The sequence below is a fragment of the Variovorax sp. H27-G14 genome, from assembly GCF_046156345.1.
Taxonomy (GTDB): domain Bacteria; phylum Pseudomonadota; class Gammaproteobacteria; order Burkholderiales; family Burkholderiaceae_C; genus Variovorax.
On the sequence record NZ_JAYLVN010000007.1, the window covers coordinates 246,860 to 272,250 of the forward strand.

Annotated in this window: 20 protein-coding genes; 18 read left to right on the plus strand and 2 right to left on the minus strand. The window is 64.5% G+C overall.

Annotated elements, in window-relative coordinates:
- Positions 1-48 precede the first annotated feature (48 nt).
- The 4 genes from VLK31_RS19160 to VLK31_RS19175 all read left to right on the plus strand — a co-directional run bounded on the left by VLK31_RS19160 (position 49) and on the right by VLK31_RS19175 (position 2,410).
- Complete coding sequence (locus VLK31_RS19160) at positions 49-990, plus strand: Bug family tripartite tricarboxylate transporter substrate binding protein (protein ID WP_409170041.1); 942 nt, start codon at positions 49-51, stop codon at positions 988-990.
- Between the two features lie 95 nt (positions 991-1,085).
- The gene (locus VLK31_RS19165) at positions 1,086-1,574 is read left to right on the plus strand and encodes a hypothetical protein (protein ID WP_409170015.1); all 489 of its coding nucleotides are present in this window, start codon (positions 1,086-1,088) and stop codon (positions 1,572-1,574) included.
- Positions 1,575-1,582: 8 nt separating this feature from the next.
- Positions 1,583-2,071, plus strand: coding sequence for a ribonuclease HI family protein (locus tag VLK31_RS19170; protein ID WP_409170016.1), 489 nt, complete (start codon positions 1,583-1,585; stop codon positions 2,069-2,071).
- Between the two features lie 90 nt (positions 2,072-2,161).
- Positions 2,162-2,410, plus strand: a complete 249-nt coding sequence (locus VLK31_RS19175; RefSeq protein WP_409170017.1) for a DUF3297 family protein — start codon at positions 2,162-2,164, stop codon at positions 2,408-2,410.
- Between the two features lie 16 nt (positions 2,411-2,426).
- On the opposite strand, the gene VLK31_RS19180 is transcribed toward VLK31_RS19175, so the two are convergent.
- Positions 2,427-3,566, minus strand: a complete 1,140-nt coding sequence (locus tag VLK31_RS19180) for a DUF2272 domain-containing protein (protein WP_409170018.1) — start codon at positions 3,564-3,566, stop codon at positions 2,427-2,429.
- Between the two features lie 199 nt (positions 3,567-3,765).
- Between VLK31_RS19180 and VLK31_RS19185 the strand changes: the two genes are divergently transcribed.
- A complete protein-coding gene (locus VLK31_RS19185) occupies positions 3,766-4,782 on the plus strand; it encodes a TRAP transporter substrate-binding protein (protein ID WP_409170042.1) in 1,017 nt (338 codons plus the stop codon).
- Entirely contained in the window at positions 4,779-7,865 is a 3,087-nt protein-coding gene (locus VLK31_RS19190) for an EAL domain-containing protein (RefSeq protein ID WP_409170019.1), read from the plus strand. The genes VLK31_RS19185 and VLK31_RS19190 overlap by 4 nt, the downstream gene beginning before the upstream one ends.
- A 183-nt stretch (positions 7,866-8,048) precedes the next feature.
- Here the strand turns inward: VLK31_RS19190 and VLK31_RS19195 are convergent, their stop codons facing one another.
- The gene (locus VLK31_RS19195) at positions 8,049-8,204 is read right to left on the minus strand and encodes a hypothetical protein (protein WP_409170020.1); all 156 of its coding nucleotides are present in this window, start codon (positions 8,202-8,204) and stop codon (positions 8,049-8,051) included.
- A gap of 729 nt (positions 8,205-8,933) precedes the next feature.
- Between VLK31_RS19195 and tssH the strand changes: the two genes are divergently transcribed.
- The 12 genes from tssH (at position 8,934) to VLK31_RS19255 (ending at position 25,311) form a co-directional block, all read left to right on the plus strand.
- Entirely contained in the window at positions 8,934-11,633 is a 2,700-nt protein-coding gene (gene tssH / locus VLK31_RS19200; protein WP_409170021.1) for a type VI secretion system ATPase TssH, read from the plus strand.
- A 99-nt stretch (positions 11,634-11,732) separates the two neighbouring features.
- Complete coding sequence (gene tssB, locus VLK31_RS19205; RefSeq protein ID WP_409170022.1) at positions 11,733-12,269, plus strand: type VI secretion system contractile sheath small subunit; 537 nt, start codon at positions 11,733-11,735, stop codon at positions 12,267-12,269.
- Between the two features lie 50 nt (positions 12,270-12,319).
- The gene (gene tssC, locus VLK31_RS19210) at positions 12,320-13,816 is read left to right on the plus strand and encodes a type VI secretion system contractile sheath large subunit (RefSeq protein ID WP_409170023.1); all 1,497 of its coding nucleotides are present in this window, start codon (positions 12,320-12,322) and stop codon (positions 13,814-13,816) included.
- 138 nt (positions 13,817-13,954) lie between these two features.
- On the plus strand, positions 13,955-14,440 hold the full coding sequence (locus VLK31_RS19215; RefSeq protein ID WP_409170024.1) for an Hcp family type VI secretion system effector: 486 nt from the start codon (positions 13,955-13,957) through the stop codon (positions 14,438-14,440).
- A 154-nt stretch (positions 14,441-14,594) separates the two neighbouring features.
- Positions 14,595-15,272, plus strand: a complete 678-nt coding sequence (gene tssJ, locus VLK31_RS19220; protein WP_409170025.1) for a type VI secretion system lipoprotein TssJ — start codon at positions 14,595-14,597, stop codon at positions 15,270-15,272.
- Between the two features lie 34 nt (positions 15,273-15,306).
- A complete protein-coding gene (gene tssK / locus VLK31_RS19225; RefSeq protein WP_409170026.1) occupies positions 15,307-16,662 on the plus strand; it encodes a type VI secretion system baseplate subunit TssK in 1,356 nt (451 codons plus the stop codon).
- Positions 16,663-16,729: 67 nt separating this feature from the next.
- Complete coding sequence (locus VLK31_RS19230) at positions 16,730-19,291, plus strand: type VI secretion system Vgr family protein (protein ID WP_409170027.1); 2,562 nt, start codon at positions 16,730-16,732, stop codon at positions 19,289-19,291.
- Positions 19,292-19,296: 5 nt separating this feature from the next.
- Entirely contained in the window at positions 19,297-20,274 is a 978-nt protein-coding gene (locus VLK31_RS19235; protein WP_409170028.1) for a hypothetical protein, read from the plus strand.
- Between the two features lie 48 nt (positions 20,275-20,322).
- Positions 20,323-23,379 carry a T6SS effector BTH_I2691 family protein gene (locus tag VLK31_RS19240; protein ID WP_409170029.1) on the plus strand — a complete coding sequence of 1,019 codons (3,057 nt, stop codon included), beginning with the start codon at positions 20,323-20,325 and terminating at the stop codon, positions 23,377-23,379.
- Between the two features lie 287 nt (positions 23,380-23,666).
- Positions 23,667-24,380, plus strand: coding sequence for a DUF6708 domain-containing protein (locus VLK31_RS19245; RefSeq protein ID WP_409170030.1), 714 nt, complete (start codon positions 23,667-23,669; stop codon positions 24,378-24,380).
- Positions 24,381-24,489: 109 nt separating this feature from the next.
- The gene (locus VLK31_RS19250; protein WP_409170031.1) at positions 24,490-24,801 is read left to right on the plus strand and encodes a hypothetical protein; all 312 of its coding nucleotides are present in this window, start codon (positions 24,490-24,492) and stop codon (positions 24,799-24,801) included.
- 9 nt (positions 24,802-24,810) lie between these two features.
- On the plus strand, positions 24,811-25,311 hold the full coding sequence (locus VLK31_RS19255) for a hypothetical protein (protein ID WP_409170032.1): 501 nt from the start codon (positions 24,811-24,813) through the stop codon (positions 25,309-25,311).
- The last annotated feature ends 80 nt before the right edge of the window (positions 25,312-25,391 follow it).

Consider the following 25,391-nt stretch of genomic DNA (forward strand, 5'->3'; position numbering starts at 1 on the left):
ACAGGAGACAACACCGTGCCGAACTTCTTCCTTCGACTGTGTGCCCCCATGGCGCTGGGCGCGGCCCTGCTGGCCGCTGGCCCGGCGCATGCGCAGACTTACCCTGGCAAGGCCATCACCATCGTCGTGCCCTTCGGCGCGGGCAGCGGCACCGACCAGCAGGCGCGCAGCATGGCGCAGGCGCTGGGCGCCGAATACAAGGTGCCCGTGATCGTGGACAACCGTGCCGGTGCCAGCGGCTTCATTGCCGCGCAGTACGTGGCCAAGGCCGTGCCCGACGGCTACACGGTGCTCATGACCACCAACACCACGCACGCGGCCAACGAGCACCTGTTCAAGAAGCTGCCCTACGACCCGGTGAAAGACTTCACCCCCGTCACGCTGCTGTCCAAGGGGCACATGCTGTTGCTGGTGAATGCCGACTCCGCCATCAAGTCGGTGGCCGACCTCGTTGCGGCAGCGAAGAAGTCGCCCGGCAAGCTGAACTTTGGCAGCGGCAGTTCGTCGAGCCGCGTGGCCAGCGAGCTGCTCAAGCAGATGGCCGGCATCGAGGTGGTGAATGTGCCCTACAAGAGCAACCCGCTGGCCATCACCGACCTGCTGGGCGGGCAGGTCGACTTCATGTTCGCGGATGCGCCCACGGCCTTGCCCCAGGTCAAGGGCGGCAAGCTGCGCGCGCTGGCCGTCAGCGGCAACAAACGGCTCGACGCCGTGCCGGCGATGCCCACCGTGGAAGAGGCGGGCGTGAAGGGCTACGACATGTCGTACTGGACGGCGGTGTACCTGCCGGCGGGCGCGCCCGCGGCCATCACCCGCAAGCTCAACGAGATGATGATCAAGGTGAGCGCCGCGCCCGCCGTGGTGGCCTACCAGGCCACCACCAGCGGCGAGGCCGTCACCAGCACGCCCGAGGGGCTGGCGCAGTTCCAGGCGGCCGAATCGCAGAAATGGGGCCGGGTGATTCGCGCGGCGGGTATCGAGCCGGAGTGACTGTGGGAGCGGCGGCGGAAACGACGATGTGGTGAGCGGAGGCGAGTGGGGGGTGTGCTGGGGCTCGCCGGCGCGGCGCGCTGCGGCTACAGTCGATGCAACTTCCGCAAGCCTCAACACCCATGCGCTCCCTGGCCCTTTTCATGTCGATCTTTGCCGTGGCGCTGGGCGCGCATGCGGACGTGGTTCGCTGCACGGACGCCAGCGGTGCCGTTTCGTACACCAACGTCGCCTGCCCGCCTACCAGCAAGCAGGCGCGGCCGGTGCAGATTCTGGAGGCGCCGCCGCCTGAAGAGCGGCGCGAGCCCATGCCACCGGCGAGCGCAGCGCCCGCGCAGCCGGCGCCCAGCCGGCTGGCCGCCAATCCGCCGTCCGGCCCGGCGATTATTCCGCGTTACCCGGCCGATACCCCGTCGCAGCCCGCGGCGGACGCCCCGGTCTACATCCTTGGCCCCGAAGACCCGTACTACGACGGCGCACGCCACATACGCCGGCCGCCGCCCCGCCCGGTGCGAGATCCCGGCCCCCCGCCCGGCCAGCGGCCCTGCCAGAACCTGGCGGGCATCAAGCGCAACAACTGCTGAACACGCGAATGAGCCTGGAAGAAAGCGCTGCCGAGATCGCGCCCGAAGCTGCGTCGGAAGGTGCGCCCTGGACGGTGTATTGCGACGGCAGCGCCATGCCCAACCCGGGCCGCATGGGCATAGGCGCCGTCCTTACCGCGCCCGACGGCACGCGCCACACGCTGTCGCAGGCCACGCACACCACGGGCTGCAACAACGAGGCCGAGTTGCTGGCCCTCACGCTGGCGCTGCACGACCTGCGCGCACGCGGCGTGACGGCGGTGCGGGCGTACAGCGACAACAGCACCTTGGTCGAGCAGCTTGGCGCGGCCGGGGCCCGGCCCATCGCGCGGCTGGCCGGCTTGTTCGACGATGCACGCGCCTTGCTCGGCAGCTTCGACGACGCGCGCCTGCAGTGGATTCCGCGGCACCGCAACGGCGAGGCCGACGCGCTGGCACGTGCCGCACTGGGCTTTGCGCCCAAGGCGCCGGCCCGGTACATCAAGAAGCGCCGGTAGAGGCTGATCGGCCTTGGGCGGGTAACGCAGGGGGGGCGCGGGCAGGTCCTGGCAGGGCAGGCCGGCCGGCAGCCCCTATCATCACGCGCCATGACAGAAGCCACTTCCCGCCCACCTCTCCCCGACCACCTCTCCATCGATCCGCGCAGCCCGCACCATGTGGCCGCCGCTTTCGAGCACGACATCGGCATTCGTTTCAACGGCAAGGACCGCCTCGACGTGGAGGAATATTGCATCAGCGAAGGCTGGGTCAAAGTACCCGCCGGCAAGACGCTGGACCGCAAGGGCAAGCCGCTGTTGCTCAAGCTCAAAGGCACCGTCGAGGCGTTCTACAAGTAAAGGTAAGCCAGCCGTTTCAACGCCACTGCAGCAACAGCGACCAAGGCTGGCGGCTCATGTGGCGATCGATGCAGCCGGCAGCGCCCGGCGTGCATCCCTGCGGCAGGTAGCTCGGGTCCAGCCACCGGGTGCCCGGCGCAAAGTCGAGCCGCCTGCGCGTGACCGACTGCAGCACGTTGCCACCCACGGTGTCGAAGCCCGTGGCATCCACGCTCACCACCACATCGCAATGCATCGGCAGCGCCTCGCCGCCGGTGTCGCGCGTGGCCAGCACCTCGCCGATCTTGTCGAAGGTGTCCAGCTCCGCGCCCGCGCCGCGTGCCTGGCAGACCAGGTCGCCCACGCGCGGCGGCGTGCGCGTGATGTCGCAGGCGCGCATGGCGTAGGGCGTGGGGCGGCCCGCCGCTTCCTCCGTGCCGGCCTGCCATGCGGCACCCGCGTAGTCGACATGCGCCTCCGAAAAAACGAACTCGCTCTCCGTCAGCCCCGCCTGGCGCGCCAGCCAGCTGATGAAGGCGGCGGACCAGGGCGTGTCAATCACGGCCACGCGGCTCAGCGCGACCTGCACGGCGCGCAGTTCGACGGAATCCAGCCCCTCGTCGGGGCCGACACCCATGCCCTGCAGGCGCCCGGCCGTGGCCTCGTTCAAGGCCTGCATCAGCAGGTGACGGTCGGCCGCGCGCAGTGCGCCAAAGCGCACCTGCGAAGGCAGGCGCGGATCGACGGCCTGCCAATAGCCCAGCACCCGCTGCCACGGCGCCAGGCCGGGCACGCTGCGGCGCGTGTCTTCGGCTTCCGAGTCGCCGGCCTGGGTCATGCGGCCTTCGGCGTCCATGGTCTGGCCGCCGAAGGCTTCGTGCGCCTGCACGGCGAAGCCGGCCATGACCAGCGCGCGGCCGGGCGAGGGGATTTGAATGGCGGTATCGAGGCAGCCCGGCAGGGCCAGGGCGGGCGCCGATGCAACCAGGCACAGCGCGCAGGCAAAGAGGGCCCAGGGCCGGCGCGGCGCGCGGGAAAACGTGTCGGGTGGCGGCATGGGGCGCGAGCATAGCCGCAGGTGAAAGCTGCGCAGCGCCGCGCCGGCCTGATGCGTGGTGTGGCGTGGTGTGGCGCTGTGTGGCGCTGCGCCCGGCTCGGCGTCCGTGTGCAGGCCCAATTGTTGACGTCTCGGGGAATTGATCTTTTCAGGCCTTTTCGGGCCGCAAATGACGTCTGTTGTGGCTGGCAAGCAGCGCTTGCGGGCTTTCGCGCGGTTCGAGTCAACGATCCTGTGTAATGATGAAATTCTGTAATTTTTTGCTTCTTTGGCGCATTACCGGAACGTCACTACCGTGGCTTACCTCGTCGGTCTCCTGATGTTTTTTGCCTCGCTTTGCCATGCGCAGACCGCGCCTGTCCAGCGTTTGCGCATCGTCGGGGGGTTGGGTGGGGTCACGCAGTACACGGGCCATGAAGAGCAGTTCTGGACGCGCGACCTCGCCGCCCTGTCCGGCGGCCGCTACACGGCCAGCATCGTGCCTTTTGACCGCGCGGGCGTTCCGGGCCAGGAAATGCTCAACCTCATGCAACTGGGTGTCGTGCCTTTCGGCACCGCGCTGATGAGCCAGATGTCAGCGCAGTTTCCGGAATTGGGCGCGCCCGACATGGCGGCCCTGAACCCCGACATTCCCACGCTGCGCCGCGTGGTGAGCGCTTTTCGCCCCTACCTGAGCAACGCCCTGCGCGAACGCTATGGCGTGGAGCTGCTGGCGATCTACATCTACCCGGCGCAGGCCGTGTTCTGCAACAAGCCCATGCAGCAACTGAGCGACCTGGCGGGCCGGCGCACCCGGGTGTCGAGCGCCACGCAGGCCGACTTCATCGAGGCGCTGGGCGGCACGCCGGTGTACACCGAGTTCGCCCAGATCATCGAGAACATGAAGTCCGGCAACACCGACTGCGCCATCACCGGAACCATGTCGGGGCACACGCTGGGGCTGCATGAACTCACCGGCACGCTGTACACCATGCCGCTGAGCTGGGGCGTGGCCGTGTTCGCGGCCAACCGCGAAAGCTTCAACGCGCTGCCTGCCGACCTGCAGGCCCTGCTGCGCAAAGAGCTGCCACGGCTGGAGGCTGCGGTGTGGGCCCAGTCGGAGCGCGAAACCGAGGAGGGCATTGCCTGCAACACGGGCGCGGCCGGTTGCAGCAAGCCCGTGAAGGGGCGCATGGTGGCGGTCAGGCCTTCGCCGCAGGACGAAGCCCGCCGCCGCGACATTCTTGCGAGCCGCGTGCTGCCGGCCTGGGTGCGCCGCTGCGGCCCGGTGTGCGCCACCGTCTGGAACGAGACGCTGGCGCCCGTGGTGGGTCTGCGGGCGCAAACCACCCAGTGAAGCCGCACTTTCCCCGCCGCGTCACCGCCATCGTCTACGGCCTGGCGATTCTCTTTCTCTGCACGGTGGCGGCCGTGGCCACAGTGATCATCTGGGAGGCGCGCCAGAAGGCGATCAGCGACCACGAGAGCCAGGCCGTGCGCTTCGTCGGCGGCTCGGAGGCGGCGCTCAACCGCGCGCTGCTGAGCATCGACATGCTGCTGGCCGGTGCCAACGAGCTGCTGCGCAACTCCAGCGCCGACAGCGTGGGCGCCGACGCCAGCCTGGCTCCCGCCCACCGCCTGCTGGACGACGTGGTGCGCCAGAACCTGCTGGTGCGCCACATTGCCTTCGTCGATGCGAAGGGCGCGGTGGTGGCGTCGTCGGACCGGCGTGGCGCCGGGCTGCCACTGGCACTGCCGCCCGGGTTTGTGGACAGCGTGCTGGCCAACCCGGTCTCCACCCTGGCGATCAGCGTGCCCGCCATGAGCCTTGTCACTTCGCAGAAGGTGCTGTTCTTCGCGCGCGCGCTGACGCTGGCGGACGGCTCGCGCGTGCTGGCGGTGGCCGAGGTGCAGCTGTCGCTGCTGACGACCATCATGACCCAGGGCGCCGGCATTCGCGGGCTGGAAGTCACGCTGGAGCGCAACGCCGGCCCGCTGCTGGCGAGCCTGCCGCCGCGCGACGATCTCAGCGGCCAGCAACTGCACCCGCCCCTGCTGGAGCAGACCAGCGACGGCAAGCCTTCGCGCATGGCCGCGCGCCTGAGCGGCCTGCCTGCCATCGTGGTGGCGCGGCCCACGCTGCACCGCAACCTGCTGATCGTTGCGAGCATTCCACTGACCGCGGCGCTGCAGGACTGGCGCCGCGAGCGCGACCTGATCGCGTGGACCTCCGTGGCCATCGGTCTGATGATTCTGTTGGTCGCGTGCTTCACGCACTACCAGCTGCACCGCCAGTGGCGCGCGAGCGTGGAGCTGGTGCGCTCCAAGGCCACGCTGGACCAGGCGCTGGAGTCGATGATCGACGGCTTCATCCTGCTGGACGCCGAGAGCCGCGTGCTCACCTGGAACCGCGGCTTCGTGGCGATGTTTCCGTGGGTGGCGCACATGATTGCGCCGCAGTTGCCCTTCAGGCGCATCGTGGACGAGACCGCCAAGCACGTGGTGCACGAGCGCGGCCCGGCCGACTGGACGGCCGTGAACATGCCGCAGATGAACCAGCCGCACTCCGAGCAGGAGGCGCTGCTGCAGGGCGGCCAGGTGATTCGCGCCACGCGCAGCCGCACGCCCGACGGCGGCATCGTCTGCGTCTACCAGGACATCACCGAAAAGCGCCGCCACACCGCCGCCATCATCGAGAGCAAGGCGCAGCTGCAGGCCACGCTCGACGCGCTGCCCGACCTGATGCTCGAAATGGGCCTGGACGGCCGCTGCCACGGCTACCACTCGCCACGCGGACAGGGCGGCGCGAGAGGGCCGCTGCTGGCCGCCGACATCGAGAACCCGGTCGGCCTCGTGCTGCCCGAGCTGCTGCCCACCGACGCCGCGGCCGAGGTCATGAGCGCGCTGCACGAGGCCAACGCCACCGGCTCTTCCACTGGGCGCCAGTTCGAGCGGCGCATGGGAAGCGACAAGGCCTGGTTCGAGATTTCGGTGTCGCGCAAATCGGTGGCTGAGGGGCTGAACGTTCTGAACGTGCTGGGCGTTGCGGAACCGCGCTTCATCGTGATCCTGCGCAACATCACCGAGAGCAAGCTCGCCGCGCGCGAAATCGAGCACCTGGCCTTCTACGACACCCTCACCGGCCTGCCCAACCGCCGCCTGCTGCTGGACCGCCTGCACCAGGCCATCGGCTCGGCGGTGCAGCGCTCGCGCCTGTGCGCGCTGCTGTTCCTTGACCTGGACAACTTCAAGACACTGAACGACGCGCTGGGCCACGACATCGGCGACGTCATGCTCAAGCAGGTGGCGCAGCGCCTGAAAGACTGCCTGCGCGAAGGCGACATCGTGGCGCGACTGGGCGGCGACGAGTTCGTGGTGATGCTGGAAGACCTGAGCGCGCAGCCCGTCATCGCCACCTCGCAGACCGAAACCATGGGCGCGGCCATCCTGGCGCGGCTCAACCAGCCTTACCAGCTGGGATCGCAGCAGCACCACAGCACCTGCAGCATTGGCGCCGCGCTGTTCGACGCCAGGCAGGCGTCGATGGAAGAGGTGCTCAAGCAGGCCGACATTGCGATGTACTACGCCAAGACCAGCGGCGGCAATGCGCTGCGCTTTTTCGAGGCGGGCATGCAGACCACCATCACCGCGCGCGCCACGCTGGAGAGCGAGCTGCACGCGGCCATTGCGGCGCAGCAGTTCGAGCTGTACTACCAGAGCCAGGTCACGAGCCAGAACAAGGTCTTTGGCGCCGAAGTGCTGGTGCGCTGGCGCCACCCGGTGCGCGGCTTGCTGCTGCCGCGCGAATTCATCGACGTGGCGGAAGACACCGGGCTCATCATTCCGCTCGGCCTGTGGGTGCTGGAGGCGGCCTGCGAGCAGCTGACCGTGTGGCGCGACGACCCGCGTCGCAGCCACCTGCAGCTGTCGGTGAACGTGAGCGCGCGGCAGTTCCGCGAGGAAGACTTCGTCGAGCAGGTGTGCCTGGTGCTCAAGCGCACCGGCGCCGACCCGGGCAAGCTAAAGCTCGAACTCACCGAGAGCCTGCTGCACGAGAAGGTGATCGACACCATCGGCAAGATGGACGCGCTGGCCGCGCTGGGCATTCAGTTTTCGATGGACGACTTCGGCACCGGCTATTCGTCGCTGTCGTACATGACGCAGCTGCCGCTGAGCCAGATCAAGATCGACAAGTTCTTCGTGCACAGCATCGGGCTGAACCAGAAGGTGGAGCTGATCATTCAGACCATCATCGGCATGGCGCGCAACCTGGAGCTGGAGATCGTGGCCGAAGGGGTGGAGACGCAGGCGCAGCGCGACTTTCTGGAGCGGCATGGGTGCCTGCTGTGCCAGGGGTATTTGTTCGGGCTGCCGCAGGCGCTGGATGTGTATGAGGCGGAGCTGGACGGCGTGGCTCGGGGCCTTGAGGGGAACGGCTGAGGCTGGCCGCCGACAGTTTTGTTCCTTGAAGCAGAGGGAGGCGTTGGCGTCTCGATGCTTCTGTGCCTGCTGGCGCTGGCAGGAAGATCCCTCTCTCAAATACAGCGACCAGCCGATGACCACTGGCGGATCCCCGGAGTCCCGCGTGTTCGTGGTCGTTGCGGGTGGCGTTGTTCTGCGTGTTCACTCGTTTTTTTCGAGCAAGACATAGGGCGTGACGAGGGCCTGTCGGTCGATGGGCGCCGCTGCCTGCAGGTGCACCTCGCCGCAGAGACATGACCCGTGCGGGTGCTCGGCCCAGTCGATCGCGCCTGTCACGCACGCCGATGCGTGACGCATGTTCGTCAATTTGCGGAGTCAACAGACAAAAAATCATCGGTGCTCGATGCTCTGATCCGATTGATGAAGTCTCGTCAGAAATTTCTTTTTGGCTCAATTGCTGTTAGCTGGCGCTGCCCAAATGCCTTGCAAAAAAGTACCAGTAATATTTACCGGTGTAATTCTTTGTTCTCGTCTGAATAAAGATGGATAAGGAAATGGTAGAAATTTGAAAATTAGTAACTAAGATCGTCTTCCATTGTAATTAAGCGATATTGCAATTTAACATTGCACACGCCCTTGCGCTGAAAAAATTTAGCAAAATGAATCGAGCACGTTCATGCATGCCGAAGCAACTCCTACAGAGGGAGAAGGGTCATTCATTCGTCTTCAGATTGCGCCTCGACGGACGGCAAAAGAGGCCTTGCTACTGCAATTTTCGACGCATTGCATCGATGTCCTTGTGATTTTCAGACGAACCTTAACGGCCGAGAAATAAGTCACGTAACGGACTTCGAAAAGTAGCCAATTAAATAAATAGAAGATATATTCACTCCAAATTTAGAAGGCGCCGAATGCCAATAAAGGGTGCGCACCGTGCAGCACTTGCAAGGCATTTTTTGCTCTCCAGGGAGATGAATACGTGCATAACAGGGATGAAAAAATTGCCGGATGTCCGGCGGAGCGTCACTGCCCGAATATTGCTTCGAGCAAGGGCTTTGAGTTTTCAAGCTCGCGGGGTGCGTCCTGATGGCTGTAGCCCGTCGAACATTGTTTGGCAAGCTCAACCTGAGTCTGTTTCGTTCGCTGGAGTCGGCCACAGCCTTCGCCAAGCTTCGCGGCAATCCCTACGTTGAGCTGGTGCACTGGCTTCAGCAGATATCGCAGTCGAGCGACGGTGATCTGCAGCGCCTCTGTCGCCACTTTCGGATCGATTCGGTGGTGCTCGAGCGTGACTTGAGCGCTGCGCTTGTCGCGCTGCCCGCAGGCGCCACGGCCGTCAGCGATTTCTCCGGTCATGTCGAACAGGCCATCGAGCGGGCCTGGGTGCTGGCCAGTCTGCAGTTCGGCGATCGTCACATTCGTGGTGCATGGTTGCTGACAGCGCTGGTTCAGACGCCCGACCTGCGGCGTCTGCTGCTGAATATTTCCCCCGCGTTCCAGAAGATCCCGGTGGATGCGTCGGCTGATTCAATCGCCGACATCATCGTGGGCTCTCCCGAAGAGCATGAAGGCCCTCACGACGGTTCGGGCCTTGCGCCCGCCACCCCCGGTGAAGCCAGCGGAGCGCTCGCGCAGCCTGCCGACGGCAAGTCCGCCCTCGCAAAGTACTGCACCGATCTGACCGAGCAGGCGCGCGCCGGCAATATCGATCCAGTGATCGGGCGTGAGCACGAGATCAGGACCATGGTCGACATCCTGCTGCGCCGCCGGCAGAACAACCCGCTGCTGACCGGGGAGGCGGGTGTCGGCAAGACGGCAGTGGTTGAAGGCCTTGCGCTGGCCATTGCCGAGGGCAACGTTCCGCCCTCGCTGCAAGGGGTCCGCCTGTTGAGCCTCGATGTAGGTGCGTTGCTGGCTGGAGCGAGCATGCGCGGCGAGTTCGAGTCAAGGCTCAAGGCCTTGCTCGAAGAGGCCAGCCGGTCGACGCAGCCCGTGATTCTCTTTGTCGACGAAGTCCATACGCTGGTGGGGGCGGGTGGGCAGGCAGGCACAGGCGATGCAGCCAATCTGCTGAAGCCCGCGCTCGCCCGCGGCACTTTGCGCACGGTCGGTGCGACCACGTGGAGTGAATACAAGCGGCACATCGAAAAAGATCCGGCCCTCACGCGGCGTTTCCAGGTATTGCAGGTGATGGAGCCGGAAGAGGCATCCGCCGTCGAGATGGTGCGAGGCCTGGTCGGCACTTTCACGCGGCACCATGGCGTAACAGTGCTCGATGAGGCTGTTCGCGCAGCGGTCGTGCTGTCGCACCGCTACCTTCCATCGCGGCAACTGCCCGACAAGGCAATCAGCCTGCTCGATACCGCATGCGCACGTGTCGCAATGTCGCTGCATGCGCCGCCATCGGCGGTTGCGCATCTGCGCCAGCGTGTGGCTGCGCTGGGCTCGGAGATCGATCTGTTGGCCAAGGAAGGGGTGATCGCGCAAGGCGGTGAAGCCCGTTCCGGGCGGATCACCGCAGCGAAGGCGCAGCGCGAAAGCACGCAGCACGCGCTCTCGATTCAGGAGGCGCACTGGCAGGACGAACTCGCGCTCGTGACGCGTATTCACGCACTGCGAGTGGCGCATGCCGAAGCCGCACAGGGCCGAGAAGCAGAGGCTGCGGTATCGCCGTCCTCCGAGTTGGTCGCGCTAGAGGCGCAATTGCAGGACCGCCAGCAGGACGCACCGCTGATCTTCCCGCAGGTCGACGAATCCGTGGTCGCCGCGATCATCGCGGACTGGACCGGGATCCCCGTCGGCCGCATGGTCAGGGACGAAGTCACGGCGGTGTTCGATCTTCAGTCCACGCTCGATCGCCGTGTGATCGGCCAGCCTCGCGCCCTCCATGCAATTGCCCAGCGTGTGCGTACCGCGCGCGCACGCCTGACCGATCCCGAGAAGCCGATCGGCGTCTTCCTTCTCGTAGGCCCCTCCGGTGTCGGCAAGACCGAGACTGCGCTGGCCCTGGCCGAGGCAATGTACGGCGGCGAGCAGAACCTCGTCACCATCAACATGAGTGAGTTCCAGGAGTCGCACACCGTGTCGACGCTGAAGGGCGCGCCACCCGGCTATGTCGGCTATGGCGAAGGCGGTGTGCTGACCGAGGCGGTGCGCCGCAAGCCCTACAGCGTGATCCTTCTCGACGAGATCGAGAAAGCGCATCCCGATGTGCACGAAATCTTCTACCAGGTGTTCGACAAGGGCCGCATGGAAGACGGCGAGGGGCGCCAGATCGACTTCCGCAACACCACCATCTTGCTGACCAGCAACACGGGCTCCGAGCTGATCGCCAGGCTTTGCGAAGACCCTGCCCTTGTGCCCGATGTGCCTGTGCTGTGCGACGCCTTGCAGCCGGTCCTGCGTCAGGTTTTTCCGGCCGCCTTCATCGGCCGGCTCACGGTGGTGCCCTATCTGCCGCTGAGCGATGCGGCACTCGACCGCATCGTGTCGCTGCACCTTGACCGCGTGGTGGCGCGCATGCAGGCACAGCACGGCGTTCAGCTGAACTACACGCCCGCGTTGGTTCGCCACGTGATCGAGCACTGCGGCATTCACGAAACCGGCGCACGCCGCTTGATCGGCTTCATCGAGCAACAACTGTTGCCAGTGCTGGCGGGCCATTGGCTCGAGGCGCTTCAGAACAAACGCACGATTTTCCGGATCAGCGCCGACGTTGCGGCTGAATCCGGCAATCACCAACCGCAAGGGGAGGAGCTTATCGCCTGCCAGATCGAATACGCCTGATTTTCGAGGTCGCAATGCGCGCCCACGGAGCACACACAAAGCTCCGGGTTCCGCGTTGACCCCGACATCCATCCATTGTTGTCACCAGGGAGTTTTTTCATGATCAATAACAGCAGTCAGAAGTTCATCGCCCGCAATCGGGCGCCGCGCGTGCAGATCGAGTACGACGTGGAAATCTACGGTTCGGAAAAGAAGATCGAACTGCCGTTCGTGATGGGTGTGCTGGCCGACCTGTCGGGCAAGCCCGCCCAGGCGCTGCCCCCAGTCAGCGAGCGCAAGTTTCTCGACATCGACATCGACAATTTCGATGAGCGCATGAAGGCCATCCAGCCGCGCGTGGCCTTCGCCGTGCCCAACACGCTCACGGGCGAAGGCCATTTGATGGTCGACATCACCTTCGAGAGCATCGACGACTTCTCGCCGGCGGCTGTCGCGCGCAAGGTCGAGCCGCTGAGTCGCCTGCTGGACGCACGCACGCAGCTCGCCAATCTCCAGACCTACATGGATGGCAAGGCAGGTGCCGAGAGCCTGGTCAACAAGCTGTTGCAAGACCCCGCGCTCATGAAGTCGCTGGCGTCGGCGCCCAAGCCCGAGGCGCCTGCCGCGCCCGCTGCGCAAGAAACCGCCGCCGCCTGAACGGCGAGCGCTGCATTCACAGCACCGACATACCCAGCAAGGACACGATCATGAAACCCAACCAACGGCAAGCCGCCGCAGAACCCACGCAGTTCGTGGACGTCAACGACTTCTCTTCGTTGCTCGACAAGGAGTTCAAGCCCAAGACCGACGAGGCGCGCGACGCCGTCGAGGCGGCCGTGCGCACGCTGGCGGAGCAGGCGCTGGTCAATGCGGCCACGATGACCGACGACGCCTACAGCAGCATCGAAGCCATCATTGCCGAGATCGACCGCAAGCTCTCCGAGCAAATCAATCTCGTGCTCCACAAGGAGGAGTTCCAGAAGGTCGAGTCGGCCTGGCGCGGCATGCACCACCTGGTCTACAACACAGAGACCGACGAGAAGCTCAAGATCCGCTTCATGGATATCTCCAAGGACGAACTGCGTCGCACGATGCGTCGACACAAGGGCATTGCCTGGGACCAGAGCCCCATCTTCAAGCGCATCTACGAAGAAGAGTACGGCCAGCTCGGCGGAGAGCCTTACGGTTGCCTAGTTGCCGACTACTACTTCGACCACACGCCGGCCGACGTCGAGGTGCTCGGCGCCATCGCGAAGATCTCCGCCGCCTCGCACGCGCCTTTCATCGCGGGCTCCGCGCCTTCGCTGCTCGGCATGGAGTCGTGGCAAGAGCTGTCGAATCCGCGCGACCTTGCCAAGATCACCTCGAACCTCGAACACGCACCCTGGAACTCGCTGCGCGAGACCGAGGACTCGCGCTACGTCGGTCTGGCCATGCCGCGCTTTCTTGCGCGGCTGCCCTACGGCGTCAAGACCAACCCGGTCGACGAGTTCGATTTCGAAGAAGAAACCGAAGGCGCCGACCACAAAAACTACGTGTGGAACAACGCGGCCTACGCCATGGCCGTCAACATCAACCGCAGCTTCAAGCTCTACGGTTGGTGCACGATGATTCGCGGTGTCGAATCGGGCGGCACGGTCGAGAACCTGCCGTGCCATACCTTCCCGACCGACGACGGCGGCTTCGACATGAAGTGCCCGACCGAAATCGCGATCTCCGACCGCCGCGAAGCCGAGCTCGCCAAGGCCGGCCTGATCCCGCTGGTGCACCGCAAGAACACCGACCATGCGGCCTTCATCGGCGCGCAGTCGATGCAAAAGCCGCAGGAGTACATGGACCCCGATGCGACCGCCAACGCGAACCTTTCGGCGCGCCTGCCGTACCTGTTCGCCAGCACGCGCTTCGCCCATTACCTGAAGTGCATCGTGCGCGACAAGATCGGCTCCTTCAAGGAGCGCGAGGACATGCAGCGCTGGCTCAACGAATGGATCATGCATTACGTCGATGCCGATCCGTCGAACTCCTCGCAGGAAACCAAGGCACGGCGCCCGCTCGCCGCCGCCGAGGTCGTGGTGGAAGACATCGAGGGGAACCCGGGCTACTACAGCGCGAAGTTCTTCCTGCGCCCGCACTTTCAGCTCGAAGGCTTGACGGTGTCGTTGCGCCTGGTGGCCAAGCTGCCGTCGCTCAAGCAAGCGGCCTGATACAGCCGCCGCTCGAAGCCTCATTCATGAATCAGCGATGCGAAGACATCGCGGATGAGCGCGCCTCGGCGCGTGAGCGTCTGGGCACGTTCCGTTTTTGGGAAGTCAGTTTTTTTTGTTCAACGCAAGGGAGTTTGCATGTCTCAAGATATTTTTCTGAAGATCAACGGTATCGAAGGCGAGTCGCCCGACTCGGCCCACAAGAATGAAATCGAAGTCCTCGCCTTCAACTGGCGCGCGCTGCAGGAGTCGACCATGCATGCGGGCTCGGGCGGCGGTGCCGGCAAGGCAACCGTCGAAGACCTGGAATTCGAGCACTACGTCGATCGTGCCAGCCCCAACCTCATGAAGTATTGCCTCACCGGCAAGCACGTGCAGGAAGCCAAGCTGACCGTGCGCAAGGCCGGCGGCGATCCGCTGGAATACCTCAAGTTCACGTTCTCCGACGTGATCATCACGAGCGTCCAACCCTTCGGTGCGAACTCCGACGAGCTGCGTGTCAAGGAGCGTGTGCGCCTGTCGTTCTCGAAGATCAAGCAGGAGTACGCCGTGCAGAACGCACAGGGCGGCAGCGGCGGCGCAGTGACCGCCGGCTACGACATCAAGGGCAACAAGGAATCCTGATCGACCGAGCCTGAGAAGGCGCAAGCCAGGGCTGCACAGGCCCTGGTGCGATCTCGATGCCAGGCGAGGGCCGGGGCGATGGCGCCCGGTTCTCGCGTGGACTTTTCTGCCTTCCCGTCGAAGTCTCTTTTTTCTCCTTCCATTGGCCTGCACCATGCGTTCTTCTACTTCAACCAACCCGATGCATGCGGCGTTCGTCGAACGTTCGCGCGTTCTCTTGCGAGCGGTGGGGGCGGTCGTGTGCGTGGCGTTTGTCGGCACGCCAACGGCTCGTGCACAGGTGACGGTGACAGTCCCTCTCTCAGCGCCGACGGCGCCTCAGGTCGCACCGACGGCGCCCCAGGCGTCCGCGCCCGTGCTCCCGCGTTTCGCCGCCCCGGCCGAACAGTTCTCCTTTGCACCCAGGGAGCAGATCAAGCTCGACATCACCATCACCGCGGCGCCGGACCTCAATCCCGACGAGAAGGAGCGGCCCGCGCCAATTCTGGTGCGCGTCTACGAATTGCGATCGGAGGCCGTCTTCGAAACCGCCGACTACTTCTCGCTGCAGAACAGCGACAAGGCTGTGATCGGCGCGGACCTTCTCACGCGCGAGGAATTCATCCTGCGACCGGGTGACGTCAAGACCATCCGGCGCAAATCGCATCCCGACGTTGGCGCCATCGCCGTCCTCGCGGGTTACCGCGACCTGGCTCAGTCTGACTGGCGCGCTGTCCAGAAGATCGCACCCGCGCCGGAGGCCGCCTGGTATCGCGCGGCCTGGCCCGCGAACAAGTCGAAGTTGCAGATCCAGCTCCAGAGCAGAGGCGTTCGGATCACGCCCGTCGAGTGATTCCAAGCCCATTTCACCCCTACCGAACGAACCCATGAGCTGGTACAACAAAGTAGCCTGGAGCGAAGGCCTGTTCTTGCGGCCGCAGCTGTTTCAACAGCAAGAGCGCTACCTGGAGCATCTCGCGCACAAGCGCGCAGCCGTGCTCAATCCCTTCTTCTGGGGGTACAGCCATTTCGGCATCGATGCCGAATCGCTGTCGCTGGGCAAGCTGGTGCTGGCCAGCGCGTCTGGCATCTTTTCCGACGGCACGCCGTTCGACACGCCGGGCCAGACGCCGCCACCCGCGCCGCTCACGATACTGCCCGAGCACCTGGAGCAGGTCATCTATCTCGCGGTGCCGATCCGCACGCCGAACGGCGAAGAAACGAGCTTCGACGATCCCGGTGCAGCGTCCGCATCGTTGGCCCGCTTTGCTGTGTTCGACACCGAACTGCGCGATGCCAACTCCATCGGGCAGGGGCCAAAAACGGTGCAGCTCTCGCGCCTGCGTCTTCGCCTGTTGCCGCAGCGCGAGCTCACCGACGCCTGGATCGGCCTGCCGCTGGCCCGCGTCACCACGCTGCGCTCCGACGGCAGCATCGCGATCGACAACAACCTGATTCCCCCCGTTGTCGGCTATGGCGCCAGCACGCTGCTGTCCGACTGGGTTACCAACCTGCACGGCCTCTGCCATTTGCGCGCGCAGTCGCTCGCAGGCCGGCTCAGCGGCAGCGACGGCAAGTCCAGTGAAGCCGCCGAGGTGTCGGACTTTCTGTTGCTACAAATCCTCAATCGCTACGAGCCCCTGCTCGAGCACTGGCTGCGCGTGCGCGAGACATCGCCCGAGCATCTCTACACCTTGCTGCGTACGCTGAGCAGCGAGCTCGCAACCTTCGTGCGGCCCAGCACGCGCCGTCCGAGGCAGCATCCGGCCTACCAGCACATCGACCCCTACCTCTCGTTCAAAGAGCTGGTCGGCGACGTGCAGGCCTTGCTCAACGACGTGCTGGTGCGCAGCGCGCAGAGCATTCCGCTGGCAGATCGCCCCAACGGCGTGCGCGTGGCCAACCTGGAACCGTCCGAGCTGCAGGGCTTCTCGAGCCTTGTGTTCGCGGTGGCGGCGCACACGCCGCCCGATCAGCTCGCGAGCCAGTTCCCCGCGCGTTGCAAGGTTGGGCCGAGCGATCGCCTGGCCGAACTCATCCGCTCGCATCTGCCTGGCATTCCGCTGCAGACCTTGCCAGTGCCGCCGAGGCAGATTCCGTTCAACGCGGGTTTTGTCTATTTCCAGATCGAGTCGCGCGGACCGTTGTGGGAGCACCTGCTCAAGCACGGTGGGTTGGCGCTGCACGTGTCCGGTGAGTTTCCGGGATTGCGGATGGAGCTGTGGGGAGTGCGCGAGAAGTGAAGCCGGTTGTCGTCAGCGGAGTTTGCTTCGATCAGGCGCAAGGTTCGGCTTGCGCAGGGAGACTTGCATGCTGAACAGCCACACGTTGCGCATCGAGAGTTCTGCGCTCCCTGTTTTTCAGGGCCGAGCGTCGCTGGAGCCCGTGCGGCTGTCGGGCCGTGAGGGCTTGAACAGCCTGTTTGCGTACGAGCTGCTGCTCAAGACGCCCGATGACTTGAACCTGGGCGCGAGTGGCGCTGCAGATTTCGATCTCGACAGCTTCATCGGGCGCGAGCTCAGCTGCCTCATCGAGCTCGATGGCTCGGGTTCGTTTGCACCTGGCGCAGTCGGCGCCAGCGTGGACCACGTTGGCGCAGGTGTACGCCAGATCAACGCGTTGATCACCGATGCAGCCCTGTGGGGCGAAGAGGGCCGCCATGTCCAGTACCGCCTGGTGCTGCGCCCCTGGCTTCACCTGGCCACCCTGTCCACCGACTGCAAGATCTTCCAGAACAAGACCGTCGTTCAGATCCTGGACGAACTGCTGGCCGACTACGCGTTCCCGGTCGACAAGCGCCTGATCGAGACCTATCCGGTACGCGACTACCAGACCCAGTTCAACGAGAGCGACTTCGCCTTCTTCGAGCGGCTGTGCCAGGAATGGGGCATCAGCTACCACTTCGAGCATTCGCAAGGAAAGCACAGGCTGGTGCTCACGGATGCCATGGGCGCGTATGCACCCAGCCAGAGCGCCGCCTACCAAGAAGTCGAATACCACGCCCCCGGCTGGAAGGTCGATGCCGAGTATCTGCGCAGTTTCATGCCCGAGCACCAGCTCACCAGTGGGCGGTACGAGACAAGAGACTACGACTACACCCGGCCCAGGGCGAACCTGAGTGCCGCGCGCAAGGACCCAAGGCCCACCGGACAGTCGGATGGCGAGGTCTACCAGTGGCACGCAGCCAGCGCTGCAGGCAGTCACTATGCCCAGCCCAAGGCCGGCAATGCGGATGCCAATGACCCTCAAGATGAAGGCCGGCTGCTGGCCCTGCTGCGCATGCAGGCCCTGCGCACCCAAGGCGCCCGAGCGCAGGCCAGCGGCAACCTCCGGGGCATGGTCCCGGGCTGCACCTTCAAGCTCGCCCGCCACCCACGCCAATCGGCCAATGCCGAGTACCTGGTCCTGGACACCCGGTTCCTCATTGAAGACGTGGCCCAGGACAGCCAGAACAAGGACGCCAGCGAGGCCAGGAAGCAGCACTGGCGTGTTCAGGTCGACCTGACAGCACACCCGGTGGCCGAGGCTCTGCGCCCGATGCCGACCCGTGAGAAGCCCACGAGCCATGGCCCCCAGACTGCCCTGGTCGTCGGCCCCGAGGGCCAGAACCTGTGGACCGACGAGCTGGGTCGCATCAAGGTGCAATTCCCCTGGGACCGTGTGGGCCAGAACAACCAGCACAGCACCTGCTGGCTGCGGGTCAGCTCGCCGTGGGCGGGCAACCAGCTGGGCGGCATCCACATCCCGCGGATCGGGCAGGAGGTGATCGTGAGCTTCATCGGCGGGGACCTCGATCTGCCGATCTGCACGGGCCGGGTGCATAACCAATCGAACCAGCCGCCTTGGGCATTGCCGGGCCAATCGGCCTTGAGCGGGTTCAGGTCGAGGGAGTTGACGAAGGAGGGCGGCAACAGCGCGGCCGGCAGAAGCAACCACCTGGTGATGGACGACACGGAAGGGAAGATCCAGGCGCAGCTCAAGAGCGATCACAAGAGCTCCAGCGTGAGCCTGGGGTTCATCACGCGGGTGGAGGACAACGCGGGCAGGAAAGACCCCAGAGGCGAGGGCTTCGAGCTGAGGACGGACGGGCATGGGGTGGTGAGGGCACAGGACGGGCTGCTCATCACCACCGAGGCCAGAAGCAACGCGGCCAACCATGCCAAGGACATGGGCGAGACCACTGCGCGGCTGAAGATGGCCCAGACGCAACACCAAAGCCTCGCCGAAGCCGCCGCCACGGCCCAGGTACAGGACCAAGGTCAGGATCAGGCCAAGGTTGCTCAGTCGCTTGGCACCCAGAACGACGCCATCAAGGGCAGCGGCGGCGGCAACACGGCCCAAGGCCGGTTCCCCGAACTCAACGAACCGCAGCTGGTGCTGGCCAGCGCCGCCGGCATCGCCGCCACCACGCCCGGCAGCCTGCACCTGCAGGCCGGAGAGCACATCGCGATCACCAGCGAAGGCCACATCAGCCTGAGCGCCGCCAAACGCCTGCTGGTCAGCGCCAAGGACGGCATCCGCCTGTTCGCGTTCAAGAACGGCATGAAGTGGATCGCCGGCAACGACAAGGTCCAGATCCAGGCGCACAAGGACCGCATCAACGTCACCGCCAAGCAGGCCGTTCGCATCACCAGCACCACGGGCGCGATTCACATCACCGCGCCGAAGAAGGTGGTCGTCAACGGCGGCGGGAGTTTCACCGAGTGGAGCAACGGAAGCATCCTGCATGGCACCCTGGGCGGGTGGGTGGAGCATGCGGCGAGCCATCTCAAGACGGGGCCGGCGCAACTGCCGCTGAGCACCGAGGCGTTCAAGGGTTGCTCGCCGGACGACATCAAGTCGGGACTCGGCGGCGCTGGCATTTTGAAATGACGGCAATGGAAAACCAAGTGAGCGAGACCCCGGTCGATTGGCCCTGGGAGGCCGTGCCCGTACCGCTTCATGCGGCACTGGCATCGTCGCTTGAGCAGCAATTGAGACCAGGGCCGGTGTACCTGCTGGTCGATCCATTCAATGGTGATGTCGAGCCGCCCATCGAATCGAACCCGCGCTACGCCGTGCCGGGTGACGCCTTGCGAGTGCATGCAGAGCAACTGCCCTATCTGGTCGAACTCAAAGATACGCGAGACCCACTGTTGGAACAGAGCATTGCTTGGGCTGTTGAAGAGCATCTGCAAGCCTGTGCGAACGGGAGTGGCCCTTGTCGCATCGGTGGCTGGCTGCAACCGCACGCACCCCATGACGGTGCAGTGCTGGCTCGCCAAGTCGGCGCGCTGCTGCTGGCGAGCGATGCCCCGAACAGAGGCGGCTATCTGCGGCTCGCCGACCGTCGCGTGCTTGCGTTGCTGCATCAGGGCGCCGGCTCGACGCCCGAAGCGCCGCCCCTCCTGCCGGCCATCGACTGGGGGCGGCAGCTCAAAGGGATCGCGCATTGGATTTACCTCGACGGCAATTTCACGCTGCGTGCGTTGCAAGGCCAACCGGGCGCCGCCACCTGTGGACCGTTGCAACTGGAGGCCGCGCATTTGCAATGCATGGCCGATGCCGAAGCCATCAACCTGGGCCTCATGGCATGGCAGCGCTTTCGCCATCCGCTGCCGGACGACGCGGCGGCCCAAATCACGACGCTGCTTTCACGCGCGCGCCGGCACGGGTTGCGCAGGCCGGATGACCTGGCCGCCTACGCCGCCGAAGCGCTGCGCTTCCCGGCCTTCGAGCACTACCCCGACCTGCCGGGCCGCATTGCGCGCAGCTTGCAGACCGACCAGCCCTTGGCCGAAAGGCTCGCGGCGCTGCGCGATCGATGGGCCGATGCGCCGCCGCCCGCCCCGTCGCTGCAGAGCTACCGAGCCTGACCGCATTGCCCTGCTGCCTTCCTTTTTGACGAACATTCGCCCTATCCCATGACTTGCAAGAAATGCGAAAAGACCGGTCTGTCGATCCTGCTGGTGCGCCCGACCGCCATCGGCACAGACCCGGAGATCGCGCCCCAGGGCGTCGCCGCGCTCGACACGCACCCCGGCACCGTCAAGGCATTCGCCTTGCCCGACCTGAAGGGGAAAACCAAATACGCCCTGCGCCTGCTGCGCCGCGAGGGGTATGTGTATGTGTTCTTTCCGGATGAAAAGCCCACGGGCCAGATCAAGCCTTGGCAGGCCTACCGGGTGTACGACCGGGCGGCGTTGATACCGGAGGGCGAGTTCGTCTTTCAAAGCAGCGAGTTCGCTTGCGACAAGAAGATCACCCATCCGCACGACGTGCGCACCATCTGCATTGCCGAGCCCGAGCGTATCGCCCGGGTATGGATCGGCTTCAGCATGAACTGGTGGAGCGACGCGATCAAAGCCCAGGTGATGGAGAACCCAAAGGCGGCCGGCATGGTCGAGGTGAACCTGACCGGTGCGTCGCCGGCGCACGGCTTTGCCGCCGAAGCCGAGCTGCTCAAACAGCATGTGGCCGACTACGCACTGCAGAGCCTGGCGCACGGCGGCCTCACGGAAGACGCTACCCCGTTCTACCCGCCCGGCGATGTCTCCGCGAGCCATGCCGCGCGCGCCATGGCGGCGGTGATGCAAAAGCAGAACGAAGGCAGCAAGGGGCGGCCGATGGTGGTGGCCATTCCAGACCCGGTGGGGTTGGCTGCGGATCTGAACGGCATACGCATGGCGCGGGACAAACGGGACAAGGAAGAACTCCTGGCGCCCCACATCGCGTGGCCCTTGATGACCAACCAGTTGCTGAGCAGTCTCAAGACCTCGATCGAAGCCGGTGCGATGGCCCAGGCGAAGGCATCTCTTGGAGGCCAGATGTCGCAGGCGCGCTGGAGCGAAATAGTGAAGGCCACGCCGAACATCCGTGCGCACGGCTATGCCTGGGCGCCGACGGAAGGCACGGCTCCGGACGGCAGTCCCAACGGAGAACTGCGCGGACCCGACCACCATGCGCGCGAGCGTCGCGCCGATTCCAACGGGCGTGCAGAGGGTGCCGCTCAATGGCGTTCCATTGCCGGCCAGATCGATGCAAAGAAGCGCCAGTCATGGAAGCGACAGTTCGATGCCCAGCGCTGCCCCGTGGCCGACCGCCTGGCGCTGTACGAAGACGACTGGCTCACCGCCGCCGGTGCACCAACGGATGGCTATTTCACGCACCATTTCGATGAGAGTGATCCCAACAAGCGCCTCGCGCCCACAAGCCCAGGCGCCATCTATGCGGGTGAAAGCCATCGCATCCACTACCCCCAGCCCCAAAGCAAAGCCGACTGCTGCGAGCGCTACCTGGAGCGCCTGCTGGGAAAGCCCATCACCGATCCAGGCTCCGTGGCCCTGCGTGCCATGTTCGCCAACCAGAAGAGCGTGATCGACAAGGTGCACGCCATGCTGATCGGCGATGCCGACCGCGACAACGAGAACAACATGCGCGACAAGTCGCAGGACATCTTCAAGGCGATGGTCACCGCCGAATGGGGACCGAAACACAGCTGGATGAAAGCCCTCGTGATGGGCTTGTGCGCTGGCCAACTGAGCGCCATCGCGGCCGCAGCCTTTCAGCTCAGCATCAGTCTCAAGTGGCCGGACGGACTGACCCTTCCGGAGAAGGCGCAGAAGTTCCTGAAGCGGCTTCCGGCGCTGGCTGTTGCCGAGCAGACCTTGCTCAGTGCCATGCGCACCGCCGTGGAGGGCGGCAAGCCCAGCATTCCGGTCGTCATCCGCTTCGAATGGCTGATGGAGGAGGTGCTGGAGTACATGGACAAAAACCCAGTCGGTTATTCCGAAGCGGATCGTCGCGCGATACGCAACAAGCGCGTGGGCAGCAAGATCGTTGTGCGACAGATAGTCATGCTGGAGGCCGAGACCGGCAACATCAACCTGATTCCCAGCGAGACCCCGCGGATGCCCGCTGCGTCGCCCAAAACCTTCGGCGGCTTGACCCAGGCGAAGTTCGATGAGCAGATCAAGGCCACCGACTTGCAGACCTACGACCGGGCCACGGTCAAAAACATCAAGGCCTATGTCACCAAGGAGGCTATCAGGGCAGAGGCCAAGGGCATCCGGACCGACCAGTTGTTCGGCGGCGCCGTGATGATCGTGCAGGGCCTGGGCCTTGTGTGGTCTCTGCGCGATCTCCTGAAGGACTTGGAAAAGGGCGACAACAGCAAGTTGCTCGACCGGTTCCTCAGTGTGGCGGACGGAGGCGCGGGTGTCATCGGCGGGGCGCTGGACCTGCGGGCGGCGGGGCTTCAGATGCAGATGATTTCGGAGCATGGCGCTGAGAGGGGGATGGCGATGAGCCGGGTCAGCAGTTCGCTGAGCAACCTCAGGGCAGGGGCTGCGATGGCGGGTATGGCTGGGGGGCTGTTGAACATGGTGATGTCGTTTCGCAAGGCGGTTGAGGCGGATCAGAACGGGGATAAAGCTGCCTATAGCGCGCACCTGGTTGCTGCACTTGCGTTCGGCTTGAACGGCGCGGTGATGACCTTGGTCTACAGGAATATTGTGACCCGCGGTGCAACCAATCTGGCATTGGGCGCGATTGCTCAAGACGTAGCCGCAAAGCTGATCAAAAGGGGAGCGTCGCGGGTCTTCTTGACGGTGATCGTCGGCATGGAGGCTGAAGCATTGGCGCTGGGGGTGGCCAGTGTGGTCAGCGGCGCAGCACTGGTACTGTTGATCGTTGGTGTGGTTGCCACCGTGTGGGCGGTGCTGGCCGAGCGCACCGAATTGCAACGCTGGGTCGCGCGAGGTTATTTTGGCAATGACACCGACGGGCGCTACAAGGACATGGACAGGGAACTGCTGCAGTACGAACTGCTGATGGAATTGGTGCACAAGCCCATGACCGATCAGGAAATCGCGCGCGTGCTCAAGGCCCATCCAGCACCACCTGCGGTGCCAAGGCCGCCACCGAAAGCACCCCTTGACCCATGGGATCGCATGAACGATGGCTACGGGCGTTCGCGATGATCGGCGGCTTCAATGTTAGCGGGCGCAGCACCGACGAAGATCGCAATGGCGGCAAAGTCATCGGACTCGTGGAGAGGTATGCCCAGAGGTGGAGTGGCGGTGGTTCGGTCGGTCACGGTGGACATCTCACGGGGGTGTATCCCGACGCGATTGAGTTTCAGAGGGTTTACCTGACGGGAGGCGGCGGGCATTACTTGGCGCACTGCTTCGTAATTGGTGTAATTGGAACGTACCTGTTCACAACGTTCGCGTTGGAAGGAGCAATTAGAAACGGAGCGTATGGAGCTATGGCCTTCGCCTATCTCGGCTCTTGGATGTTCTTCGTGTTCTTCGCCTACCTCGAACTCTTCGCCTCTGCCGACAGCCCCATCTACTTCGACCGCAAGCATCGCAAGGTCTACAAGGTTGTTCAATCCGGCGCTCGCCGCTGGGGCTTCTTCGGCCCGCGCAAATCCCGACTCGTCGCTTACGACTGGGAGTTGGTCGACGCCGAGCATCACACCACGCTGCAGGCCAGCACGGCCACGGCCAGCCGTGTGCACCACCTGGTCTTTCTGGTACGCAAGAGCCAGGACGATCCCACCATCGTCGACCACTTTGCTTTCGCCAGCGTCGACTTCGTGCCGGCGCTGTGGGAGTACATCCGGCGCTACATGGAGAACGGCTCCGCGCCGCTCGTGCAAGGCGAGTTCCCGCCCGTGTCGAACATGGGCGCCTATGTGCCCTGGAGTGACTTCGGTGCTGTTGTGCCGTTCCTCGATCAGCCTGGGCGACGCTGGAAGGAGCAACCTTGGAGGACTCTCTTCAAATACATCAGCATGCCCGTCACTGTGCCGCTGTACGTGCACTGGTTGTTCTTCAACCGGTTGACGGTATGGACGGCGCAGAAGGTCGAATGGCCTGAAGAGATCAAGAGCGCCATCGGGCAACTTATCAACGAAGTGGACTTGCGCACCGACGCCTACCGCAGGCTGCGGCCTGGACCACCTCCGGCCGTGTGATGCAACAAGTCGAGCAAAAAAGCGCGAACCGTTCCAAGCGGTGCCCGGTATTACCGATGTTGTCGTTTCGCCGTTGGGTTTTTCGTGCGCGAGTGCTGGGGCATTCCCGATGATCGGCGGCTTCAACATTAGCGGGCGCAGCACGGACGAAGCCGACTGGCTTCAGACCAAGATGCTGCCCGCCACGCTCCAGTACTTCGGATGCCACTTCGACGAAAACGACCCCGGCCAGCGACTGGCGCCCACCCGGCCCGGAGAAATCTATGCGCGCGAAAGCGCCCTGGTGCACTTCCCGCAGCCGCTGAGCAAACAAAGCGACTACGCCGCCTACCTTGCGCACCTGATGGACAAGCCCATCACCGACAAGCAGGTCGTGGTGTTGCGTGCGATGTTCGGCAATCAGAAAGCCGTGCTCGAATAAGTCAACGACTTGCTGCTCGGCAACGCAAACCGCGCCAACGACAAAAACATGCGCGACAAGACCTACGAGCTGCTCAAGGGCTTGATCAACACCGAAACCGGCAGAAACAAGTTCGGCTGGATGACCAACGCGGTCGCCATGCTGGCCGGCAGCGTGGCCGATGGCGCGAGCGGCTTGATCGGCGCTGCGGCCGATACCTTGGCCGGCGCGCACAAGGCGGGGTTGATGAAGCAAGTGGCGGGCAAGCACTTGATCCAGATGAGCACCCGGCTGGCGGTGCTCAAGACGGTGGCGGCTGTGTCGGGGGTGGCGGGTGGGGCATTGAATGCGGTGATGTCGGCTTACAGCGCGGGGGAGGCGAAGAAGGAGGGGGATTCGGCGGCGTATAGGGGCTATTGGACTGCTCAATGGATATTTACTGGTACAGCGCTGACAAGTGGGTTCGCTGCTGCCGATGCTGCTACTAGGGAACGTCTGATCAAGTCCACCGATTGCCGACCTGAACGTTGATCACCCAGCTGAAGGAGAGCCAACGATGAGCCAGATCAGTTTTTCGGATGCCGAGCATGCAGGCAAGAGAAAGAAGACAC

Coding starts and splice junctions, on each gene's coding strand:
- VLK31_RS19195 (WP_409170020.1), bottom strand. CDS start 8,204: ATGCGTCACGCATCGGCGTGCGTGACAGGCGCGATCGACTGGGCCGAG.
- VLK31_RS19235 (WP_409170028.1), top strand. CDS start 19,297: ATGGAAAACCAAGTGAGCGAGACCCCGGTCGATTGGCCCTGGGAGGCC.
- VLK31_RS19240 (WP_409170029.1), top strand. CDS start 20,323: ATGACTTGCAAGAAATGCGAAAAGACCGGTCTGTCGATCCTGCTGGTG.
- tssK (WP_409170026.1), top strand. CDS start 15,307: ATGAGCTGGTACAACAAAGTAGCCTGGAGCGAAGGCCTGTTCTTGCGG.
- VLK31_RS19170 (WP_409170016.1), top strand. CDS start 1,583: ATGAGCCTGGAAGAAAGCGCTGCCGAGATCGCGCCCGAAGCTGCGTCG.
- tssB (WP_409170022.1), top strand. CDS start 11,733: ATGATCAATAACAGCAGTCAGAAGTTCATCGCCCGCAATCGGGCGCCG.
- VLK31_RS19165 (WP_409170015.1), top strand. CDS start 1,086: ATGCAACTTCCGCAAGCCTCAACACCCATGCGCTCCCTGGCCCTTTTC.
- tssH (WP_409170021.1), top strand. CDS start 8,934: ATGGCTGTAGCCCGTCGAACATTGTTTGGCAAGCTCAACCTGAGTCTG.
- VLK31_RS19215 (WP_409170024.1), top strand. CDS start 13,955: ATGTCTCAAGATATTTTTCTGAAGATCAACGGTATCGAAGGCGAGTCG.
- VLK31_RS19160 (WP_409170041.1), top strand. CDS start 49: ATGGCGCTGGGCGCGGCCCTGCTGGCCGCTGGCCCGGCGCATGCGCAG.
- VLK31_RS19245 (WP_409170030.1), top strand. CDS start 23,667: ATGGCCTTCGCCTATCTCGGCTCTTGGATGTTCTTCGTGTTCTTCGCC.
- tssC (WP_409170023.1), top strand. CDS start 12,320: ATGAAACCCAACCAACGGCAAGCCGCCGCAGAACCCACGCAGTTCGTG.
- VLK31_RS19230 (WP_409170027.1), top strand. CDS start 16,730: ATGCTGAACAGCCACACGTTGCGCATCGAGAGTTCTGCGCTCCCTGTT.
- VLK31_RS19250 (WP_409170031.1), top strand. CDS start 24,490: ATGATCGGCGGCTTCAACATTAGCGGGCGCAGCACGGACGAAGCCGAC.
- VLK31_RS19175 (WP_409170017.1), top strand. CDS start 2,162: ATGACAGAAGCCACTTCCCGCCCACCTCTCCCCGACCACCTCTCCATC.
- tssJ (WP_409170025.1), top strand. CDS start 14,595: ATGCGTTCTTCTACTTCAACCAACCCGATGCATGCGGCGTTCGTCGAA.
- VLK31_RS19185 (WP_409170042.1), top strand. CDS start 3,766: ATGTTTTTTGCCTCGCTTTGCCATGCGCAGACCGCGCCTGTCCAGCGT.